Source organism: Paracoccus onubensis (assembly GCF_003591515.1).
In the GTDB taxonomy this organism is placed as follows: Bacteria; Pseudomonadota; Alphaproteobacteria; order Rhodobacterales; family Rhodobacteraceae; genus Paracoccus; species Paracoccus onubensis.
This window is the reverse complement of the sequence record NZ_QZCG01000007.1, coordinates 241,319-260,534: the sequence shown is the minus strand read 5'-3', so window position 1 is coordinate 260,534 and position 19,216 is coordinate 241,319. Positions and strand designations below refer to the sequence as shown.

The window sequence follows — 19,216 nt, the reverse complement described above, 5'->3', positions numbered from 1 at the left end:
ACTAAAACTTAGGTCGTATAGAGATGAGTGAAAATTACTGGAACGCCTTGGAGACTGGTGCGCAATCGCTCCGAAAAATCATTGATGAACTTTGGAAAATTTGGCGTTGGTTCGGTATCGGTGTTCTTGGCCTTCGAGCCTATGACGCCACCGATTCTACCCAGGCGCTTATTTTTGGTATTGGCGTGACCGCGATTGGTGTGGCTGCACTCGCGAGCTGGATATTTGGCGGTATAGTTCCAGGTGTGACCAAGAAGGGTCGGACATCGGGAATGATAATAGGTGTCGCGCTCGGATTTGGCATATTCGTCATATCAATTTACTTAGCCGTCCAATTGTGGACCATGGTAGCCATACTAGCGCTGCCTGTTTTTCCATCGCAGTAACCTGCGACCGTCAAATTTCAAAACCGCATTGGCACCGCTTCACCGGCGGTGCCTTTTTATATGCAGTCAGACATTGTAACCCGTCAAAAATGGACAAAAATATTGTCGCCAATGGCCAAAATGGTGTCACTAAAAAGGTGCGCTGTTGAATGATTACAATGGCTTATCAACTCGCCAATGGACAACTTATGTGTCACCTAACAGAGGCTTAGGCAAAACTGCCTGAGCCTTTTTCTTTGCGTGGCTACCACGGGTCTACCACGAAGAACGCAACCAAACGAAGCAGGAAAACAGGGTGCCGCACATGACCGGGAAGCTGTAAAAAGCGATGCAACCGTTGTTACCTTGTTACTACATAGATATATCTTTGTTTTTATTATACATTTCCTTCTGAACCTAATTACAAAAAGGTAACAAGCGCCTCTTCCCGCATCACCATCAAGATACTGATATTATTTATAAATATTTCCTATCTGCTATAAAGCGAAGGAAATCGGATCTAAACGCACTCGGAAAACGCCCGATTTTCAGAAATCCGCGCCGCTCAGTCTGTCACGTTGAAGACGGTATCCGCCCAACAAAGTGGTGGAGAAGATGCAAGCGGCAGGTTTCCCGAAATTCCGCATGCATGACCATACGCAGCTATGGAAACAGCTCGATGCGAAAAACCCGGGCAAGGGTTCCGGGTGCATCGGTGACTATGGGAATTGGGTTTGGTTCGATCGTTGGATCGATCAGATGCGCCAGCACTGCGAAGCTGAAGGTGAGAAATTTCGTTAATGTCCGACATTCATGTCAGTCGGCTATCCTTTACTTGGTTTCAACGGCTTCGGGCAAGAACTCCACAGGGGAGTTCCGGCTGCTGGCATTTTTCGCAGGGAATAGCGCGCGCCCCGGGTTTAATCCAAAGTAATGGCTGCGATAATCTGACCCGGGATTTCCTGTCCCCCAAGATCCTCCTGCACCAGGATGACATGCCTGGTATCTTTAGGATTGCTTCTTTCGGGTTGCTTCTCCTGGCGTATATTCAGCCGAAGCGGCGTTCTGCCGTCCCAGTCGGCAAGCTTGTCAATCGACAGAACTACATTGACATAATTCATGCTGCGCCCGCGATTCTCGCCGGCCTTGATCTCGACGGTCCGGCTGGGAACATAGCTGACCAGCAGAACATCAACCGGATTCGCCAGTTCCGACAGCGGCACGATCTCGATACTGTCGCCCTGTTGCGTGGTTTCGCGGTTCAGGCTGACGAGCGCCGGTGTAACCCGATGCGCGTCGATCAGCCCGGCAAGCTGCGCCGGACCGGGCGCGACGGCGGTATCCTGTCCATCAATGATGAGTTGCGGCGTGTAGACCGAACGTTCGCCTGCGGCACGGGCATATGCCTCTTGCCGGCTGGTGAATTCGGGGCTCGCGAAACTGTCTTCCCAGCCAAGATAGTCCCAGTAATCCACGTGCAGCGACAATGGCAGCACGCCCGGGTCATCCGCCAATGCGCTCAGCATATTGTCGGCGGCGGGGCAAGAGGAACAGCCTTGCGACGTGAACAGTTCAACGACGATTGGCGATGTCGAGGGATTGAAATTGTCCAGAGGCGGCGGGGGCGCATCTCCGCTGGCGAAACTGTTGAACCCTGCCGATTCGGGCATTTCATATTGCCTGTCGGATGATGGCGCGGACCGGCCCGGATCAGTCGGCGCCGTGATCAGCGGCGCCTCCGGGTCATCGGGCACGGTCGGTTGCTGGGCGGACAGGGGCAGTACACCTATCGTCCCGGCAAACAGGACGGCCAGAAACATTCTGCTGGTGCCTATGCGCATCTTCGGGTCCGCTTGATCAGATCTCATCTCCATGCATAGACCCATGTGGCGGCCAACACCAAATCAATGCTTTGTTAGCCCAGTCACCTGATTATGGACAAGTGCATGCTTCAGGGCTATTGAGCAAGCCGTCAGATTATGGCATGCCATTGCATACAATTGAGGTGCATTACCCTTGCAGAACCTTTTTGCTTCAGGCAAAGCAGGGTGAGACTCATGCCCGACCCATCCATTTCGCAGACAGGGAGGCCCTGATGCCCATCCAGACCGGAACCGATACCTCCAAGACCCGCCGCAAGCTGAAAGCTGGCGGGAAAGAGGTTTCCTATTACTCCATTACAGCCGCGTCCGACGCCGGACTTGGCGATTTTTCCAAACTTCCGGCATCGCTCAGGGTGGTGCTGGAGAACATGCTCCGGTTCGAAGATGGCGGGCGCACCGTCAGTCAGGACGATATCCGGGCCTTTGCCGAATGGGCCGCAAAGGGTGGTCAGAACCCGCGAGAGATCGCCTATCGCCCTGCCCGTGTGCTGATGCAGGATTTCACCGGTGTTCCGGCGGTTGTCGACCTTGCCGCGATGCGCGACGGCATCAAGGCGCTTGGCGGTGATGCGCAGAAAATCAATCCGCTGAACCCGGTCGATCTGGTCATTGACCACTCGGTCATGATCGATGAATTCGGCACCCCCCGCGCTTTCCAGTTCAATGTCGAACGCGAATACGAACGCAATATCGAACGATATCAGTTCCTGAAATGGGGTCAGAAGGCGTTTCAGAACTTCCGCGTGGTCCCACCCGGAACCGGCATCTGCCATCAGGTAAATCTTGAGTATCTGGCGCAGACCGTCTGGACCGATACCGACCAGAACGACGAAGAAGTCGCCTATCCCGATACTCTGGTCGGCACCGACTCTCATACGACCATGGTCAACGGCCTTGCCGTGCTGGGCTGGGGCGTCGGCGGGATCGAGGCCGAAGCGGCGATGCTGGGGCAACCGATCTCGATGCTGATCCCGGAGGTCGTGGGCTTCAAGATCACCGGTTCCCTGCGCGAAGGCGTTACGGCAACCGACCTTGTGCTGAAAGTCGTGCAGATGCTGCGCGAACATGGCGTAGTCGGCAAATTCGTGGAATTCTATGGCGACGGATTGGACAATATGCCCCTGCCCGACCGCGCCACCATCGCCAATATGGCACCGGAATACGGCGCGACCTGTGGCTTCTTCCCGATTGACGATGAAACCCTGCGTTACCTGCGCCAGACCGGCCGCGACGAGGATCGTATTGCGCTGGTCGAAGCATATGCCAAGGAGAACGGCTTCTGGCGCGGCAAGGATTACGATCCGGTCTATTCCTCGACGCTGGAACTTGATCAGGGCGATGTCGTGCCCGCGATCTCGGGGCCGAAGCGCCCGCAAGACCATGTTCCGCTGACCGCTTCCGCTTCTGCGTTCCGCAAATATATCTGCGACACCCGCAAATTGCCCGAACCCACCGGTACCGCCACCGGCAGATGGAATGCCGAAGGTGGCGCACCCACCCCCAACGATCTGCCGGGCCATCACGATGGCTATAAGGACGGCACGGTAGAGGGTGAGGATTACAGGCTTCACGACGGTTCAATCGTGATCGCGTCGATCACCTCCTGCACCAATACATCGAACCCCTATGTGCTCATGGCCGCCGGACTGGTTGCCCGTAAGGCGCGGGAATTGGGACTGAACCGGAAGCCCTGGGTGAAAACCTCGCTGGCGCCGGGTTCGCAGGTCGTTCAGGAATATCTTGAGGCCGCCGGGCTGCAAGAGGATCTGGATGCCATCGGCTTCAACCTTGTCGGATTCGGCTGCACCACCTGCATCGGCAATTCGGGCCCGCTTCAGCCGGAAATCTCGAAATCGATCAACGACAACGATCTTGTCGCCGTCTCGGTCTTGTCCGGTAACCGCAATTTCGAGGGCCGGATTTCGCCGGATGTGCGCGCCAACTATCTGGCCTCGCCGCCGCTGGTCGTGGCCTATGCGCTTGCAGGAGACATGAATATCGACCTGACGACGGAACCGCTTGGCACGTCGAAAGACGGCAACCCGGTTTATCTGAAAGACATCTGGCCGACCACGAAAGAGGTTGCCGAACTGGTCGAGTCCATCGTTACCCGTGAGATGTTCCAGGAAAAATATGCCGATGTCTTCAAGGGCGATGAACGGTGGCAGGCTGTCGAAGTCACCGACAGCGAAACTTACGACTGGCCGCCGACATCGACCTATATCCAGAACCCGCCCTATTTCCAGGGCATGTCGAAAGATCCCGGAACCATCAGCAATATCAGTGGCGCCCGCATCCTCGCGCTGCTGGGTGACATGATCACCACCGACCACATCTCGCCCGCCGGCTCCTTCAAGCCTGATACGCCGGCCGGGAAATACCTGACCGAACGTCAGGTTCCCGCACGGGAATTCAACTCCTATGGCTCGCGCCGCGGCAATCACGAGGTGATGATGCGCGGCACATTTGCCAATATCCGCATCAGGAACGAGATGCTGGATGGCGTCGAAGGCGGCTATTCCAAGGGGCCGGACGGTCAGCAGGCCGCAATTTACGACGCTGCCATGAGCTATGCCGAACAAGGCACTCCGCTGGTGGTGATCGGTGGCGCGGAATATGGCGCCGGTTCATCGCGTGACTGGGCTGCCAAGGGCACCAATCTGCTGGGCGTGACAGCCGTGATCGCGGAAAGCTTCGAGCGTATTCACCGTTCGAATCTGGTCGGAATGGGCGTCGTTCCATTCGAATTCACCAATGGCGACACCCGCAAGACGCTGAAACTGACCGGCGACGAAACGGTGACGATCACCGGGTTGGAAGGTGATTTCAAACCTCTGTCACTGGTTCCGGCAACGATCACCTATGCCGACGGCACCACGAAAGAGATCCAGCTCAAGGCTCGCGTGGATACCGAGGTCGAGATCGAATATCTCAAGAATGGTGGCGTGCTGCATTACGTGCTGCGCAATCTCGCCGCGTCCTGACCTGCCGGAAATTTGTAATGGCGGCCTCCGATACAGATATCGGAGGCCGCTTTTTCTTGTGGTAAACCACAATTGTTACCCCGCTCACTTCCATGTGATCCTTGTGGCGCAAATGGGAAGAGGGGAAGAAAATGATCCAACAGCGCAACCTGTCGATACTGGTCCGGTCGCTCGCAATGGGGAGCGCGTTGGCCGGCGGCGTTTCTATCGCACAGGCCGAGGAACGCGATGAGTTCTTCTGGCTGGGAGAAATCAACAAGGCCAGCATAATCATCAACAGTAATGAAGGTCTGCTGCCGAAAGAGGACACGCCCGGAATAGCCAGCGCGTTGCAAGAGGTCATCGACGCGGGCAATCAACCCGATGGAGAACGCCCCAGCGCGGTCATCAAATTCGAGCCGCTCTGGATCGAGGCGGGCGGGCTCGAGGTCACACTGGTTCACGCCGGACGCTCCAGTCAGGACATGCACGCCACTTACCGCGCGGCGATTCAGCGCGACAAGTTGCTGGAACTCGCGGATCAGTTAAACAAGACGTCCGCCACGATAATCGGGCTTGCGGCCGAGCACAAAGACACCATCGTTCCGAATTACACCAATGGCGTCGCGGCGCAGCCCAACAGTTTTGCGCATTACCTTCTGGGACATGCCGCCGGGCTTGACCGCGATGCCCAGCGCATCCGTGAAGCCTATGCACGAATCGACCGCTCGGCTATGGGCACAACGGTTCTGAATGGCACAAGCTGGCCTTTGAACCGGCAGCGCATGGCGGATTATCTGGGCTTTGCCGCATTGGTGGACAACGCCTATGACGCCTCGCAGATTTCGTCGATGGACCAGCCGGTCGAGGTGGCGCAGATCGTCACCTCCATCGCGCTTCATACCGGCAATTTCATTGAAGACATAATGACGCAATATGCCCAGACGCGCCCGTGGATCCTGCTCGAGGAAGGCGACGGGAATACCTATGTTTCCTCCGCAATGCCGCAGAAACGGAATCCGGGCCTGCTGAACGGTACCCGCAGCGCGGCCTCGCGGACGATTGCCCTCGCGACCGGACCGGTCTTTCAGACCCATAATCTGACGCCCGGGATGCCCGATCCCAAGGAGGTGGAAGACAATTCCGAAATCGTCGATGCCGCAATCGCCACGCTGGGGGAGTTCGAAAAGGTACTGAACGCATTGGTCATCAATTCCGAGCGGGCGCTGGAAGAGGTGAACAGCGACTGGACAGCCTCGCAGGAGGTTGCCGATATCCTGATGCGGGAACATGGCCTGCCCTTCCGCGAAGGCCATCATGTCGCCTCGGAAATCGTCACCCATGCCCGGAACGAGGGCATCGGCCCGTTGGATTTTCCTTATAGCGACGCGCAACGCATCTATGCGGAAACGGTCAAGGACACGGATTATCCACAGGAACTCCCCCTGAGCGAAGAAGAATTCCGCGCTGCACTGGACCCTGTCGCGATCATTGGGAACCGCGCGACCATAGGCGGACCACAGCCCAGCGAGATCGAACGGATGCTCAAGGACGCGCAAGACCGCATCGCCGCACAGGATACATGGATTGCGGACAGGCGCGGACATATCGACGCCGCACTTGCGAAACTGGATCAGGAATTCTCGGCCCTGCTCTCCAAGTGATCCAGGGATGCCGGCGGGAAATGCCGCCGGTTCCCCCTTGGGATTGCTGCAAAAACGCATATATTAGCGCCAACCCGGCCCGCAATCGCGGGCCAAATGCAATTTCAAGGATCTGTCATGAACACAATCAACCAGATCGCCTGGGACGACACCGTTCTGCCCTTCCAGTTCGACCGCTCGGATATCCGCGGCCGCATTGCGCGACTGGACGGCGTGCTGGATCATATCCTGTCGCGCCACAATTACCCGGCACAGGTCAGTACCCTTGTCGCGGAACTGGCCTTGCTTGCAGCCCTGATAGGCCCGACGATCAAGCTGCGCTGGAAGCTAAGCCTGCAGGTGCGCGGCAACGGCGCGGTCCGAACGATCGCGGCAGATTACTATGCCCCCGAAGGTGAGGACGAATCCGCCCGGATCCGCGCCTGGGCGAGTTTCGACGAAGACAGACTGGATGACGGCCCGGCATTCGGACAGATCGGCGACGGATATTTCGCGATCCTGATCCATCAGGGACAGGATATGCAGCCCTATCAGGGCATCACCCCCCTGACCGGAGGATCGCTTTCGGCCTGCGCGCAAACCTATTTCGCCCAGTCCGAACAATTGCCCTCGCGGTTTTCACTGGCCTATGGGCGCTCGCAGCTTTCCGGTCAGCCCGAGCATTGGCGCGCCGGAGGCATCATGCTGCAAACCTTGCCGACGCAACCGATGGAGGAATCCGACGGCGGGAGCGGTGAACAAGGGCTGATCGAGGCGGCAGATATTCTGCAAGGCGAAGAATCCGAGGATTGGAACCGGGCCAACTTGCTTCTGGATACGGTCGAGCAACTGGAACTCATCGGTCCCAATGTCGGGCCCACCGATCTGCTGTTGCGGCTGTTCCACGAAGAAACCCCGCGCGTCTACGATCCTCAGCGGATCGAATTCGGCTGTTCCTGTACAGCCGACAGGGTTCGCGACACATTGGCAATCTATTCGGCCAAGGATATCGCCCATATGACCACCAAAGAGGGCATCGTGACCGCCGATTGTCAGTTTTGCGGCGCACATTACGAACTGGACCCGAACAGCCTTGGTTTTGAGGCCACGGTCGATGCCAATGGTGATCCGATCGACCCCGGAAGCGATGGAACCGGCACGTGAAGCCCAACTGGTCAGAAGAACTGCTGCACAGGGCTTTGACAGGAAATGCAAAGCCAAGTTCGGATTACGAACTGAACGATGTCACGCCTCCGGACGTGCCTTTGCGGCCTGCCGGCGTGCTGGCAGCGTTTCACGAGGATGACGGGCGGCTGGTGCTGACCAAGCGGGCATCGGGGCTGCGTCACCATCCCGGACAGATCGCCTTGCCGGGCGGCAAAGTCGATCCGGGCGACCGCGACGAGATTGCCGCCGCCTTGCGCGAGGCGCAGGAAGAAGTCGGTCTTGACCCGGCACAAGTTGATCTGCTGGGTACCCTGCCCTCTCACCGGACCGTGACGGGTTTTTCCGTGACTCCGGTCCTGGGGATCATCCGTGGCACGTTCACCCCCATCGCCGAGCCGGGCGAAGTCGAAGAGGTGTTCACTCTTCCCTTCGCGCATATCAGCGATCCGACCAGCTACCGCGTCGAGCAACGCCGCTGGCGGGAAGGGTGGCGCAGTTATCCCATAGCGCCCTATGGCCCCTATTACCTGTGGGGGGCGACGGCACGTATCCTGCTGGGATTGGCCAGAAGGCTGCAATCATGACCCGTCTTCCCGCGGATATCCTGAGCGATCCGACGCTGCTCGCGGTTCTGGATGCGATCGAGGCGCGGGGAAATCGTGCCTATCTGGTGGGCGGAGCAGTGCGCAACGCGCTGCTTGGCCAGCCGGTTGACGATATCGATATCGCCACGGATGCCCTGCCCGATCAGGTCGCGCAATTGGCGGCCGATGCGGGGCTGAAACCGGTCCCGACGGGCATCGAGCATGGTACGATTACGGTCATTGCGGATGGGCTGGGCTTCGAGGTCACGACATTCCGCCGCGATATCGAAACCGACGGGCGTCATGCGGTCGTGACATTCTCGGATAGTCTGGAAGAAGATGCCCGTCGCCGCGATTTCACCATGAACGCGCTTTATGCCGACCGGGATGGACATGTCATCGATCCGGTTGGCGGATTGCCGGATCTGACCGCGAAAAGGCTGCGTTTTGTCGGCCAAGCCGAGCAGCGAATTCAAGAGGATTATCTGCGAATTCTGCGATTCTTTCGCTTTCTTGCATGGTACGGAGAAGAGGCCTCGCCCGAAGCGGTTGCCGCCTGCGCCGCACTGAAACACGGACTGGCGCGTATCGCCCGCGAACGTATCGGCAGCGAAATCAGGAAACTGCTGGCAGCGCCCGATCCCGTCGCGTCAATCAGGCTGATGAAGCAGACCGGCGTGCTTGATCAGATCCTGGTTGATGCACAGCCGGACGCCATTGCCGCTCTGGTCGAAATTGAAACGCGCGAACGGGTTCCGCCATCCTGGCCCCGCCGCCTTGCCGCGCTGAGCAATGGCAGGGAGTGCAGCGCCGAATTGCGGTTATCGAAGGATGAGATGCGGGCACAGGAAGCATTGGCGCGGGCTTTGGGCGCGGATTGGACGCCGGAGGAGGCGGGATATCGTCTTGGCGTATCTGCCGCGACGGATTACATTCTTCTGGTCGGAGCAAAAGGAGTGAAACTGCCCGCCGACTGGCAGGATCAGCTTATCCGCGCCTCGAAGGCGAAACTTCCGATCAGTGCCCGTGATCTGCAACCGAAACTTGAAGGCCCCGCATTGGGACGCGCATTGCAGGCCGCCGAGACCCGGTGGATCGCCAGCGGCTTCGCCCTGACCAAATCCGAACTGGTCGCGGCAGCATTGAGTGCAGGAGCAGGCGAATGAAACCGTATTACCGTCTTGGTCAGTTGATCGATGCCTTCAAGCCCGCCGATGGCCCGCCTCCGCAGCGCCTGCTTGCCTTTTTCGGCTGGTGCCTTGCAGGCGCATGGCCGGGACTGGCGCTGGCGGCGGTAGCCTCGGCGCTTGCGGGGGTGGCAGATGTTTTCGCAGCGGTCCTGCTGGGCTGGGTGATCGACGCGGTCGCCATCGGCAACCCTGCCTCGCTCTGGAGCGATAACGGCCTGCTGATCGTGGCGTTCCTTGGTTTCTACCTGCTGTTGAGGCCGATGATTTTCGGCATATCCTCGGCGAGTTCTGGCGTGGTCGTCGGGCCCAATGTCCTGCCGCTTGTCCTGTCGCGGCTGCACCGCTGGACGATGGGGCATTCCGTCACCTTCTTCGATAACGATTTCGCAGGCAGGCTGGCGCAAAAACAGATGCAGACGGCGCGTGCCGTGACCGATGTCACTGTCGAACTGATCAATGCGGTGACATTCGGGCTGGCCACGGTCCTGGGCTCGGCCGTGTTCCTGATTTCGGTCGATGGCTGGGGGGCGGTGACGCTGATTATCTGGCTAGGGGCCTATCTCGGGCTGATCCGGTTCTTTCTGCCCCGCATCCGCTCGAAATCCAGCGCTCGGGCATCCGCCCGGGCAATGATCACCGGTCAGGTCGTGGATACGATCACCAATATCAAGACCGTCAAATTATTCGCGCATGACGAATACGAAGATCGTGCTGCATTAGGTGCAATGTCGGGATTTCGCGAGCGTGCGCTGGATTTCGGCGTCGTCAGCAGTTCATTTCGCGTTTCGCTGATGTTCATCGCCGGACTTTTACCGGTGATCCTGATCGGCGGCTCCATCATCCTGTGGCGGCAGGGACTGGCCACACCGGGCGATATCGCCGCAGCGGGCGCCATTGCCATGAGGCTTAGCCAGATGACCGGCTGGATCAGTATGGCAATGATGGGAATCTGGGGCAGTATCGGCGAGGTCGAGGATGGGATGCACACGCTTTCGTCTCCGCACGGCCTGACAGACGATCCCGAGGCCTTACCCAAAGTTCTGACCGAAGGCAGGATCGAGTTCCGCGATGTCAGTTTTTCCTATGGGCGCGGATCGGGTGGATTGCAGGGGATCAACCTGCATATCGCGCCGGGCGAAAAGGTTGGGATTGTCGGCGCATCAGGCGCGGGAAAATCGACCCTGGTCGCGCTTTTGCTCCGGCTGTACGATGTCGAGTCCGGCAGTATCCGCATCGACTCGACCGACCTGCGGAAAATCACCCAGGAAAGCCTGCGCCGTCAGATCGGCATGGTTACGCAGGAAACCGCAATGTTCAACCGGTCGGCGCGCGACAATATCCTTTATGGCCGCCCCGATGCGACACAGGCGGAAGTCGAGGCCGCAGCCCGTGCCGCAGAGGCGCATGATTTCATCCTTGAACTTCAGGACCATGCCGGGCGGAAAGGATACGATGCCCATCTGGGCGAACGCGGCGTCAAACTTTCCGGCGGGCAGCGTCAGCGGATCGCCATCGCCCGCGCCTTTCTGAAAGATGCGCCCATACTGGTTCTGGACGAAGCCACAAGCGCCCTGGACAGCGAGATCGAAGCACAGATTCAGGAGGCACTGGTCCGCGCCATGCATGGCAAGACCGTTCTCGCGATCGCTCACAGGCTTTCGACCATTGCCGAGCTTGACCGGATCGTCGTTCTGGATGCCGGACAGATCATCGAGCAAGGCACGCATGAACAGCTTCTGGCAAATTCCGGCCTTTATGCACTCTATTGGAACCGGCAGTCAGGCGGTTTTCTGGGCACTGAAGAGGCCGCCGAATGAGCCTTTGGCATATCGACCGGCTTGGCCATCGCGGCGATGGCATCGCAATAAGCGAAGGTCGACGTGCTCTTGCCGCCCTGACCCTGCCCGGCGAAGATGTCGAGGGGGACGCGCGGGACGGCCGGATCGTCTCTCCGCGCATCCTGACACCCTCACCCGATCGCGTGAAGCCCGCTTGCCGGCATTATCGTTCCTGCGGTGGTTGCTTGCTCATGCATGCGTCGGAAGAGTTCACCTCCCGCTGGAAAACCGGCATCGTCGAAGCCGCATTGACAGCACAAGGGCTTGAGGCGCCGGTTAAACTGACGCATGTCTCGCCACCACGATCACGACGTCGGGCGGTTCTGTCCGGACGCAGGACAAGAAAAGGGGCGCTGCTTGGCTTTCATGCGCGCGCATCCGGTGTCATCGTCGATCTGCAGGAATGTCAGGTTCTGCATCCCGCCATCATGCAGGCATTGCCCATCCTGCGCCGGATCGTCACGGCAGGCGCCTCGCGCTCGGCAGAGCTTGGCATGACCGTCATTCACGGACCCGAAGGGTTGGATGTCGCCATCGCCGGCGGCAAGCCACTGGATTCCGTGCTGTTTCATCATCTTGCGCAGCTTGGCGAAGCCGGGGATTTGGCAAGGCTCGACTGGGATGGTCAAGCCATCACACGCCGTCCTCCTGCCCTGCCCATAGGGCGTAGCCGGCTGATCCCGCCACCCGGCGCGTTCCTTCAGGCGACAGCGGAAGCGGAAGCCGCTCTTCTCGCCGCGGTATGCAGGATGACAGCGGGTGCCCGGAAGATCGTCGATCTGTTCGCAGGCTGCGGAACCTTCACCTTGCCGCTGGCCGAGACCGCGCAGGTTCATGCGGTCGAGGGCCTAGCGGCACCGCTTGAGGCATTGGATGCCGCCTGGCGAAGCGCCAAGGGGTTGCAGCGGGTCACTACCGAGATTCGCGATCTCGCCCGTCGCCCGCTTCAGGCCGGTGAGTTGCGCGGATTTGACGCGATTGTGATCGATCCGCCACGCAATGGAGCCGAAGCCCAGGCCCGGGAAATCGCGAATTCGGGGGTTTCCAGAATTGCCTTCATCGCCTGTGATCCGGTGAATTTCGCAAGGGATGCGAAAATTTTAACTTCCGGCGGCTATATCTTGTCCAGGGTCGAGGTCGTCGATCAGTTCCGCTGGTCGCCTCATGTCGAAACGGTGGCCGAGTTTCAACTTCGCTAGTCAAATCACCTCCGAGTATGATATTAAGTTCATATAAAACATAAAAGAATCCAGAGGCAGTGATGTATCGAGCAACCCGTCGCACAGTTGCGCTATCTGTGCTGGCTTTCATGGCAGCATGTGGCAAGCCAAAAAGCAGATTCAAAACCTATTCCGGTCCGCCGGTTACACAGATCGTCGTGAACAAGGGAAAGCGCAGGCTTTACCTGTTAAGCGGTACAACCGTTCTCAAGGCCTATGATGTCGGGTTGGGCTTCGCCCCTGTGGGCACCAAGCAGTTCGAGGGTGACGGCAAGACGCCGGAAGGCCTCTATTTCATTGACCGCTTCAACCCGCGGAGCCGCTATCACCTGTCGGTCGGCGTCTCCTATCCGCGGCCGGAGCAGGTTGCATTAGCTGAAAGTCTGGGCAGAAAAGCCGGCGGTGACATTTTCATTCACGGTTGGGGTCCCGAGGGCCGGCAACTCGCCGATCAGAAGCAAGATTGGACAGCCGGCTGTATTGCCGTGAATGACGAAGAGATCGAAGAGATCTTCGCAATGGTCACGACCGGCGTTCCGATCATCATCAATCCCTGACATCATCGTCGGGTTCTCGGCAACGGAATACCAATGCCCCGGCAGAACGACCGGGGCATTCTGATTGCTGTACCGGTGATCAGTTTCCACCGGTCAGCAGAGTCCACCAGATCTTGCCCGAGGTTTCCTGATACCACGCGATCCCCAATTGGACCGCATCAGGATGCATGATCACGTCGCGGGTGTCGCGCGTGGCCATCCACGCATTCAAGGTCTGAATATCGTTCTCGTAGGTTTCCGAGATATTTTCGCCGATCAGATTTCCCTGAAAGCCCTGTCGCCGCGCACGCTCCAGTGGCGAAGAACCATCCGATCCCCAATGCCATGCCCGGTTCTGGGCCGACATGTCACGCGAATGCGCCAATGCCGCCGCATTCAGTTGCGGGTCGAGCGTCATCGGGCTTAACGAAACATTGGCCCGTAAAGTGTTGATCTGCTGCAACACTCGATTGGGAATTTCCGCCTCTTCACGCGCATCAATCTTATAGGCAACAGGCATCGGTTGCCCGTCCGGACCAAGCTGCGGCGCCAAGCGCGGCTGACAGGCAGCCAGCGCAATTAGCGCAACTATTGGAATTAACTTGATATTTTTCATTTATGCTGTCCCTTGTCTGCTCTGGGTCCAAGATCTACCGAATGGCCGGGCTTGGTTCAAACGCAAGAATCCGTGAACGCGGCGGGTAAACTGCATGGGAATTATCGCATCTGTTTGATTTGGCAGAAATCTGCCGGAGCGTTATATACTCGATCACCAGTTTGGGCAAAGTAGTAACGAGATCGCCGAAAAGAGCGGTCAGAGGAACGAGGATATTTGCTGATGAGCAGTACAGCCTTAAACCGCCGGGCTTTTCTTGGTTCGGCCGCCGCGATTGGAGTCGCCGGTCTGGCATTGCCGGGCCGCGCCCAGGAATTCGACCCGAATACCGGTCAGCCGAGTTATGACGCGGCAAACGGTGCCACCCCCGATGCCGGTATGGTTCAATACGACAACGAAGGAGACCAGCGGCACAATATCTCAAGCTTCCGCACTCAGGACTGGCGTCCGTATTTCACCAACCTGACCAATGGTGCGATCCTGTGTGACATCACCTCGCGCGCGGTGCATTTCTGGTCCGAGGATGGCAACACCTACCGCGTTTACCCGTCATCGATTCCGGTCAGCAAGGATCTGACGCGGCTGGGCAGGACAGAGATCATCAAAAAGGTCGAGGGACCGTCCTGGGCACCGACACCTGCCATGAAGAAAAGCAATCCCGCATGGCCCGACTTCGTGCCGCCGGGACCAGACAACCCGCTTGGCACCCACGCCCTGTGGCTAAGCTGGCAATATTATCGAATCCACGGCACCCACGACACCCGTAAGATCGGGCGCAAATCGTCGAATGGCTGCATCGGGCTGTATAACGAACATATCAAGGAATTGTTCGGCTTTGCCAATATCGGCACACAGGTTCTGCTGATCTGACGCAAGCAGCCAACGAATACCATGCGGGGGCCGACCGGCTCCCGTTTCGGTTTTCAGACCCAGCCGGCAATATTTTCACGAATGACGTTCATCATCACATCGATATGTTCCGGATCGGCATTAAGGCAGGGAATATATGTGAAACGCTCACCGCCCGCATGTTCGAATGCCTCGCGGATTTCGCCTTGGATTTCCTCAAGCGTTTCTATGCAATCCGAAGCGAAGGCGGGTGAGATGACCGCAATATCCCGGTATCCCTGCCGCGCCAGATCGGCGACATGCTCGACGGTATAGGGGCGCAGCCATTCCTCGCGTCCGAAGACCGACTGAAAGCTGGTATCGATGATACCGTCTTCCCATCCCAGCCGCTCCTGCAACAGTCGGGAGGTTTTCTGACACTGACAGTAATAAGGATCGCCCTGCATCAGGTAGCGCCGGGGCATACCGTGATAGGAAGCAACCAGCTTGACCGGCTTTTGCCCGTCAAGCGCCCGCTCGACCGACGCCGCAAGCGCGCCGATATAATCCGGCCGGTCGAAATAGGGCTCGCAGGTGCGGACCGCAGGTTGCCGCCTCTGTTCCATCAGGGCGCGGAAAAGCTGGTCATTCGCCGTGGCAGATGTCGCGCCTGCATATTGCGGATAAAGCGGCAGAAATACGATCCGGCGACAACCGGCTTCCACCATACCCCCGACAACCTCCTGCGTTGAAGGATTGCCATAGCGCATGCAGAATTCGACCATCACATCGTTGCCCCATTCCGCGACCGCCCGGGCCCGCAGCGCCTCGGTCTGGTCACGGGTGATCGTCATCAACGGGCTTTCGTCCTTTTCCTCGTTCCAGATGGTTTTGTAATTCGCGCCGGAACTGAACGGACGTCTGGTCAGAATGATGCCTTGCAGGATCGGTTGCCATTTCCAGCGCGGCAGATCGATCACCCGGCTATCCGAAAGAAATTCGTTCAGATATCGCCGCATCGACCAGTAATCATACCCGTCCGGCGTTCCAAGATTGGCGATCAGAATTCCCGTCTTTGCCGGAGGAATCCGGGGATGATCGGCGGGCGAATCTGCTGGCGTCATGAGTTTTTCCTGATCTCGTCAAGTGCATCTGCAAGGCTTTTCTGCGCCGAACCGGGGCGCAAGGGTTTCTGCTGGGTTTCGGATGGCGCCCATCCGGTCAGAAAAACCAGATCGAAGCTTGCTTGTATACGGGTCGGATCGTCGCGGTCCGGGAAGCTTTCGGCATAAATCGCCGCTGCCCGCGCAAAGATCTCGCGTCTTGTCGGCCGTCTGAGCCTGTTGGTCATCGCATTGGACTCGCCCATGTCCCGCAAATCACGGGCGAGATGAACAAGATCACGATAACTCGCACGTTGCCCGACAAGGTCGGCCACCGGAAGCGCCAGCCCGGCCCGCGACAACAATGCGCCCAGATCGCGGATCTCACCCATTGGAAGAACACGCGGAGAAAGCCCGCCCGTCACCTCGGTTTCGGCGGCAGCCATGACGGCTCGAAGCTCATGCAGGGTTTGGCCCCCGAAGCAAACAGCGATAAACAGCCCGTCTTTTACAAGCGCCCGCGCAGATTGCACGATCTGCCCGACCGGATCGTCAGCCCAATGTAGGGACATGGCATGAATGATCAGATCATGGCTGTCAGGGGTGAGATTCAACACCGGATCGTCAGGGATCACGCGGAAATGCGGGAACGCGGCTGACCAGAATTCAGGAAAGCCCGTCACGATCGCGGGCCTTTGAAACGTTCGGTTAATCTCACCCATCCTATCCTTCAGTTCCGCTGCAGCGATTCGATGCAGCAGATCGACATGTCCCCTGCCTGCCGCTCGCCTGCGTTGCCGCAGCAGGGCGTCGCGGTCGGTCAGGGTTGGCTGCTGGACGACGGGATTGGGTCTTGGACTGTTCATGGATAGTATAGATAGGCTTCTTCATCGGCCGGTAAAAGCCGTGTTGGGCCTATTATATCCGGCGCAATGCCCCGCTTGTGGCCGAATCGTCGAAAACAGCCTGGATTCCCGGGCGCATGCCGCGCTTTGCCCGGAATGCTGGCAGGACGCACATTTCATCGCCGATCCCGCCTGCCTGAAATGTGGCGCACCATTGCCCGAAAACAATCAGGAAGACGCGACGGAATGTCTTTGCGACGATTGCCTGCGCATTGTCCGCCCCTGGCATCGGGGCCGGGCCGCGCTGGTCTATTCCGGCACCGGACGCATATTGCTGCTTGCCCTGAAACATCGGGATCGCCCGGATCTTGCACCGGTACTTGGCGCATGGTTATCCGAGGCCGCACGCCCCATCATCACGCCGGACATGATCGTCGCGCCGGTGCCTCTGCATTTTCGCCGCCTGTTCAAGCGCCGCTATAATCAATCCGCATTGCTTGCCCGCCACCTGGCCGCATTACAAGGATTGTCTGTCATTCCCGATCTGCTTCTGCGCAAACGCCACACACCGATGCAGGACCACCGCAATATTCCCGATCGTTTCGCCAATATTGCCAATGCGATAACGGTCAATCCTCGATGGATATCTAATCTCGCCGGGCGGCGGGTGCTGCTGATCGACGATGTGATGACCTCGGGCGCGACGCTTGCCGCCGCTGCCGAAGCGCTGCATGACGCGGGTTCCGGCACGATCTCCGTTGCGTCTCTGGCACGCGCGCTTAAGGATGATTAAATGAGTAGAATTACTCGGAAAGGGATAAAGCATGACCGATCTGGCCAAGATTGAGATCTATACCACCAGAACCTGCCCCTATTGCATTGCGGCCAAATCACTGCTTCAGCGCAAGGGTGCCTCGTTCACGGAAATCGACGTCGGCGCACAGCCCGAATTGCGCAGCGAGATGACGCAACGCGCCATGGGTCGCCGCACCGTCCCGCAGATCTTCATCGACGGCAGGCATATCGGCGGCAGCGACGAATTGCATGCGCTGGAACGTGACGGAAAACTTGATCCTCTGCTTGCCGGGTCAGTGGCATGACTGCCGATGTCCTGAAGGTTGCGATGCTGCAACTGACATCAGGCGACGATCCCTATGCCAATCTTGCCGAGACGATTCCACTTCTGCGCAAGGCCGCTGCCGGAGGGGCGGAGTTGGTGCTGACCCCCGAAGTCACCAATCTTCTGTCGCCCGACCGCGCGAGACAGACGGAAATGCTGAAACCGGAATCCGAGGATCCGACCCTGGCGGCCCTGCGGACCGAAGCGCGAGCGGCCGGGATCTGGCTGCTGATCGGCTCGCTGGCATTGAAAGGCGACAATCCGGAAGATGAGCGCTTTGCCAATCGCAGCTTTCTGATCGACCCCGAGGGCGAGATCACGGCGCGCTATGACAAGCTGCACATGTTCGATGTCACCATTTCCGAAACCGAGCGATACCGCGAAAGCGCTGCCTATCGGCCCGGTGATCGTGCCGTCCTGGCGCAGGCTGCCGGGCAACCGCTTGGCATGACGATCTGTTATGATCTGCGGTTTCCCGAATTGTATCTGCGTCTTGCGCAGGCCGGCGCACGGCTTATCACGGTTCCTTCGGCTTTCAGCACCATCACCGGCAAGGCCCATTGGGAGGTGCTGCTGCGTGCCCGCGCGATCGAAACCGGTTGTTTCATTCTGGCACCGGCGCAATGCGGCACGCATCCCGCTCCCCATTCGCCGGATCGTCAGCCCCGCCAGAGCTTCGGCCACAGTCTTGCGGTCGATCCGTGGGGGAAAGTGCTGGCAAATGGCGGCACTGTTCCGGGCGTGAGTTTTGTTTCCCTTGACCTGCAAGCTGTTGACAGGGCACGATCCCGTATCCCCTCCCTCAGGCATGGCCGGCCTTTCGAAGGCCCATGAGACATGGAAACGACAAAGAACGATATCGAGAGCCAAAAGGGCAATGACAGACTGGCGGCCAGCCTGTTCGCCGAAGTTCTGATCGCGGATCAGCTATCGCGGAACCTGATCAGTCAGGCTCTGCCGCGGGGGATGCAGATTTCCCATTTCTCGGTCCTGAACCTGCTTTCCCATGTCAATGAGGAACGCACCCCGGCCCAATTGGCCGAGGCGTTTCATATTACCCGCGGCGCCATGACCAACACCTTGTCGCGTCTGGAATGGGCGGGGCATATCCATATTCGTCCCGACTGGGACGATGCGCGCCGAAAATTCGTGTCGATCAGTCCGGCGGGTCGGGCGGCGCGCGATGCGGCAATCGCCTCATTCATGCCGCTCATCACCGAGGTCGTGCAGGATATCGGCGCCGAGCGGGTCCGCCTTGCGCTGCCCGTCCTTCGGGAACTTCGCCGCAGACTGGATGTCGGCAACCAATAGCGCC

At 58.6% G+C, this 19,216-nt stretch carries 18 protein-coding genes; 14 read left to right on the top strand and 4 right to left on the bottom strand.

What is annotated here, in order from left to right:
- Positions 1–23: 23 nt before the first annotated feature.
- The gene (locus tag D3P04_RS12140; protein WP_119749183.1) at positions 24–386 is read left to right on the top strand and encodes a hypothetical protein; all 363 of its coding nucleotides are present in this window, start codon (positions 24–26) and stop codon (positions 384–386) included.
- Positions 387–1,285: 899 nt separating this feature from the next.
- On the opposite strand, the gene D3P04_RS12130 is transcribed toward D3P04_RS12140, so the two are convergent.
- On the bottom strand, positions 1,286–2,185 hold the full coding sequence (locus D3P04_RS12130; protein ID WP_182912822.1) for a DUF1223 domain-containing protein: 900 nt from the start codon (positions 2,183–2,185) through the stop codon (positions 1,286–1,288).
- A gap of 275 nt (positions 2,186–2,460) precedes the next feature.
- Between D3P04_RS12130 and acnA the strand changes: the two genes are divergently transcribed.
- The 8 genes from acnA (at position 2,461) to D3P04_RS12090 (ending at position 13,410) form a co-directional block, all read left to right on the top strand.
- A complete protein-coding gene (gene acnA / locus D3P04_RS12125) occupies positions 2,461–5,232 on the top strand; it encodes an aconitate hydratase AcnA (RefSeq protein ID WP_119749178.1) in 2,772 nt (923 codons plus the stop codon).
- Positions 5,233–5,363: 131 nt separating this feature from the next.
- The gene (locus D3P04_RS12120) at positions 5,364–6,875 is read left to right on the top strand and encodes an argininosuccinate lyase (protein WP_119749176.1); all 1,512 of its coding nucleotides are present in this window, start codon (positions 5,364–5,366) and stop codon (positions 6,873–6,875) included.
- A gap of 117 nt (positions 6,876–6,992) precedes the next feature.
- Positions 6,993–8,018 carry an Hsp33 family molecular chaperone HslO gene (hslO, locus tag D3P04_RS12115; RefSeq protein WP_119749174.1) on the top strand — a complete coding sequence of 342 codons (1,026 nt, stop codon included), beginning with the start codon at positions 6,993–6,995 and terminating at the stop codon, positions 8,016–8,018.
- Complete coding sequence (locus D3P04_RS12110; protein WP_232844987.1) at positions 8,015–8,605, top strand: NUDIX hydrolase; 591 nt, start codon at positions 8,015–8,017, stop codon at positions 8,603–8,605. Before hslO ends, D3P04_RS12110 begins: the two co-directional genes overlap by 4 nt.
- Positions 8,602–9,771, top strand: a complete 1,170-nt coding sequence (locus tag D3P04_RS12105; protein WP_119749172.1) for a CCA tRNA nucleotidyltransferase — start codon at positions 8,602–8,604, stop codon at positions 9,769–9,771. Before D3P04_RS12110 ends, D3P04_RS12105 begins: the two co-directional genes overlap by 4 nt.
- Positions 9,768–11,612: an ABC transporter ATP-binding protein gene (locus D3P04_RS12100; RefSeq protein ID WP_119749170.1), complete on the top strand. Its 1,845-nt coding sequence runs from the start codon at positions 9,768–9,770 to the stop codon at positions 11,610–11,612. The genes D3P04_RS12105 and D3P04_RS12100 overlap by 4 nt, the downstream gene beginning before the upstream one ends.
- Positions 11,609–12,832 (top strand): class I SAM-dependent RNA methyltransferase, encoded by a 1,224-nt coding sequence (locus tag D3P04_RS12095; protein ID WP_119749168.1) that lies wholly within the window; start codon positions 11,609–11,611, stop codon positions 12,830–12,832. The genes D3P04_RS12100 and D3P04_RS12095 overlap by 4 nt, the downstream gene beginning before the upstream one ends.
- 62 nt (positions 12,833–12,894) lie before the next feature.
- On the top strand, positions 12,895–13,410 hold the full coding sequence (locus D3P04_RS12090) for a L,D-transpeptidase family protein (protein ID WP_119749166.1): 516 nt from the start codon (positions 12,895–12,897) through the stop codon (positions 13,408–13,410).
- A 79-nt stretch (positions 13,411–13,489) separates the two neighbouring features.
- Here the strand turns inward: D3P04_RS12090 and dalA are convergent, their stop codons facing one another.
- Positions 13,490–14,005, bottom strand: a complete 516-nt coding sequence (gene dalA / locus D3P04_RS12085; protein WP_119749164.1) for a divisome-associated lipoprotein DalA — start codon at positions 14,003–14,005, stop codon at positions 13,490–13,492.
- A gap of 216 nt (positions 14,006–14,221) precedes the next feature.
- Between dalA and D3P04_RS12080 the strand changes: the two genes are divergently transcribed.
- Positions 14,222–14,875 carry a L,D-transpeptidase gene (locus D3P04_RS12080; RefSeq protein WP_408634375.1) on the top strand — a complete coding sequence of 218 codons (654 nt, stop codon included), beginning with the start codon at positions 14,222–14,224 and terminating at the stop codon, positions 14,873–14,875.
- A 53-nt stretch (positions 14,876–14,928) separates the two neighbouring features.
- Here D3P04_RS12080 and hemH read toward each other — a convergent pair whose 3' ends face one another.
- Positions 14,929–15,957 (bottom strand): ferrochelatase, encoded by a 1,029-nt coding sequence (gene hemH, locus D3P04_RS12075; protein WP_119749160.1) that lies wholly within the window; start codon positions 15,955–15,957, stop codon positions 14,929–14,931.
- Positions 15,954–16,802 carry a methyltransferase domain-containing protein gene (locus D3P04_RS12070; RefSeq protein WP_119749158.1) on the bottom strand — a complete coding sequence of 283 codons (849 nt, stop codon included), beginning with the start codon at positions 16,800–16,802 and terminating at the stop codon, positions 15,954–15,956. Before D3P04_RS12070 ends, hemH begins: the two co-directional genes overlap by 4 nt.
- A 40-nt stretch (positions 16,803–16,842) precedes the next feature.
- Between D3P04_RS12070 and D3P04_RS12065 the strand changes: the two genes are divergently transcribed.
- Genes D3P04_RS12065 through D3P04_RS12050 form a run of 4 tightly spaced genes read left to right on the top strand, consistent with a single transcriptional unit; the run spans position 16,843 to position 19,212 of the window.
- Positions 16,843–17,574 (top strand): ComF family protein, encoded by a 732-nt coding sequence (locus D3P04_RS12065; protein ID WP_232844986.1) that lies wholly within the window; start codon positions 16,843–16,845, stop codon positions 17,572–17,574.
- Between the two features lie 40 nt (positions 17,575–17,614).
- Positions 17,615–17,881, top strand: coding sequence for a glutaredoxin 3 (gene grxC / locus D3P04_RS12060; RefSeq protein WP_119749258.1), 267 nt, complete (start codon positions 17,615–17,617; stop codon positions 17,879–17,881).
- Between the two features lie 11 nt (positions 17,882–17,892).
- Entirely contained in the window at positions 17,893–18,735 is an 843-nt protein-coding gene (locus D3P04_RS12055) for a carbon-nitrogen hydrolase family protein (RefSeq protein WP_119749257.1), read from the top strand.
- Positions 18,736–18,738: 3 nt separating this feature from the next.
- On the top strand, positions 18,739–19,212 hold the full coding sequence (locus D3P04_RS12050; protein WP_119749154.1) for a MarR family winged helix-turn-helix transcriptional regulator: 474 nt from the start codon (positions 18,739–18,741) through the stop codon (positions 19,210–19,212).
- Positions 19,213–19,216: the final 4 nt, after the last annotated feature.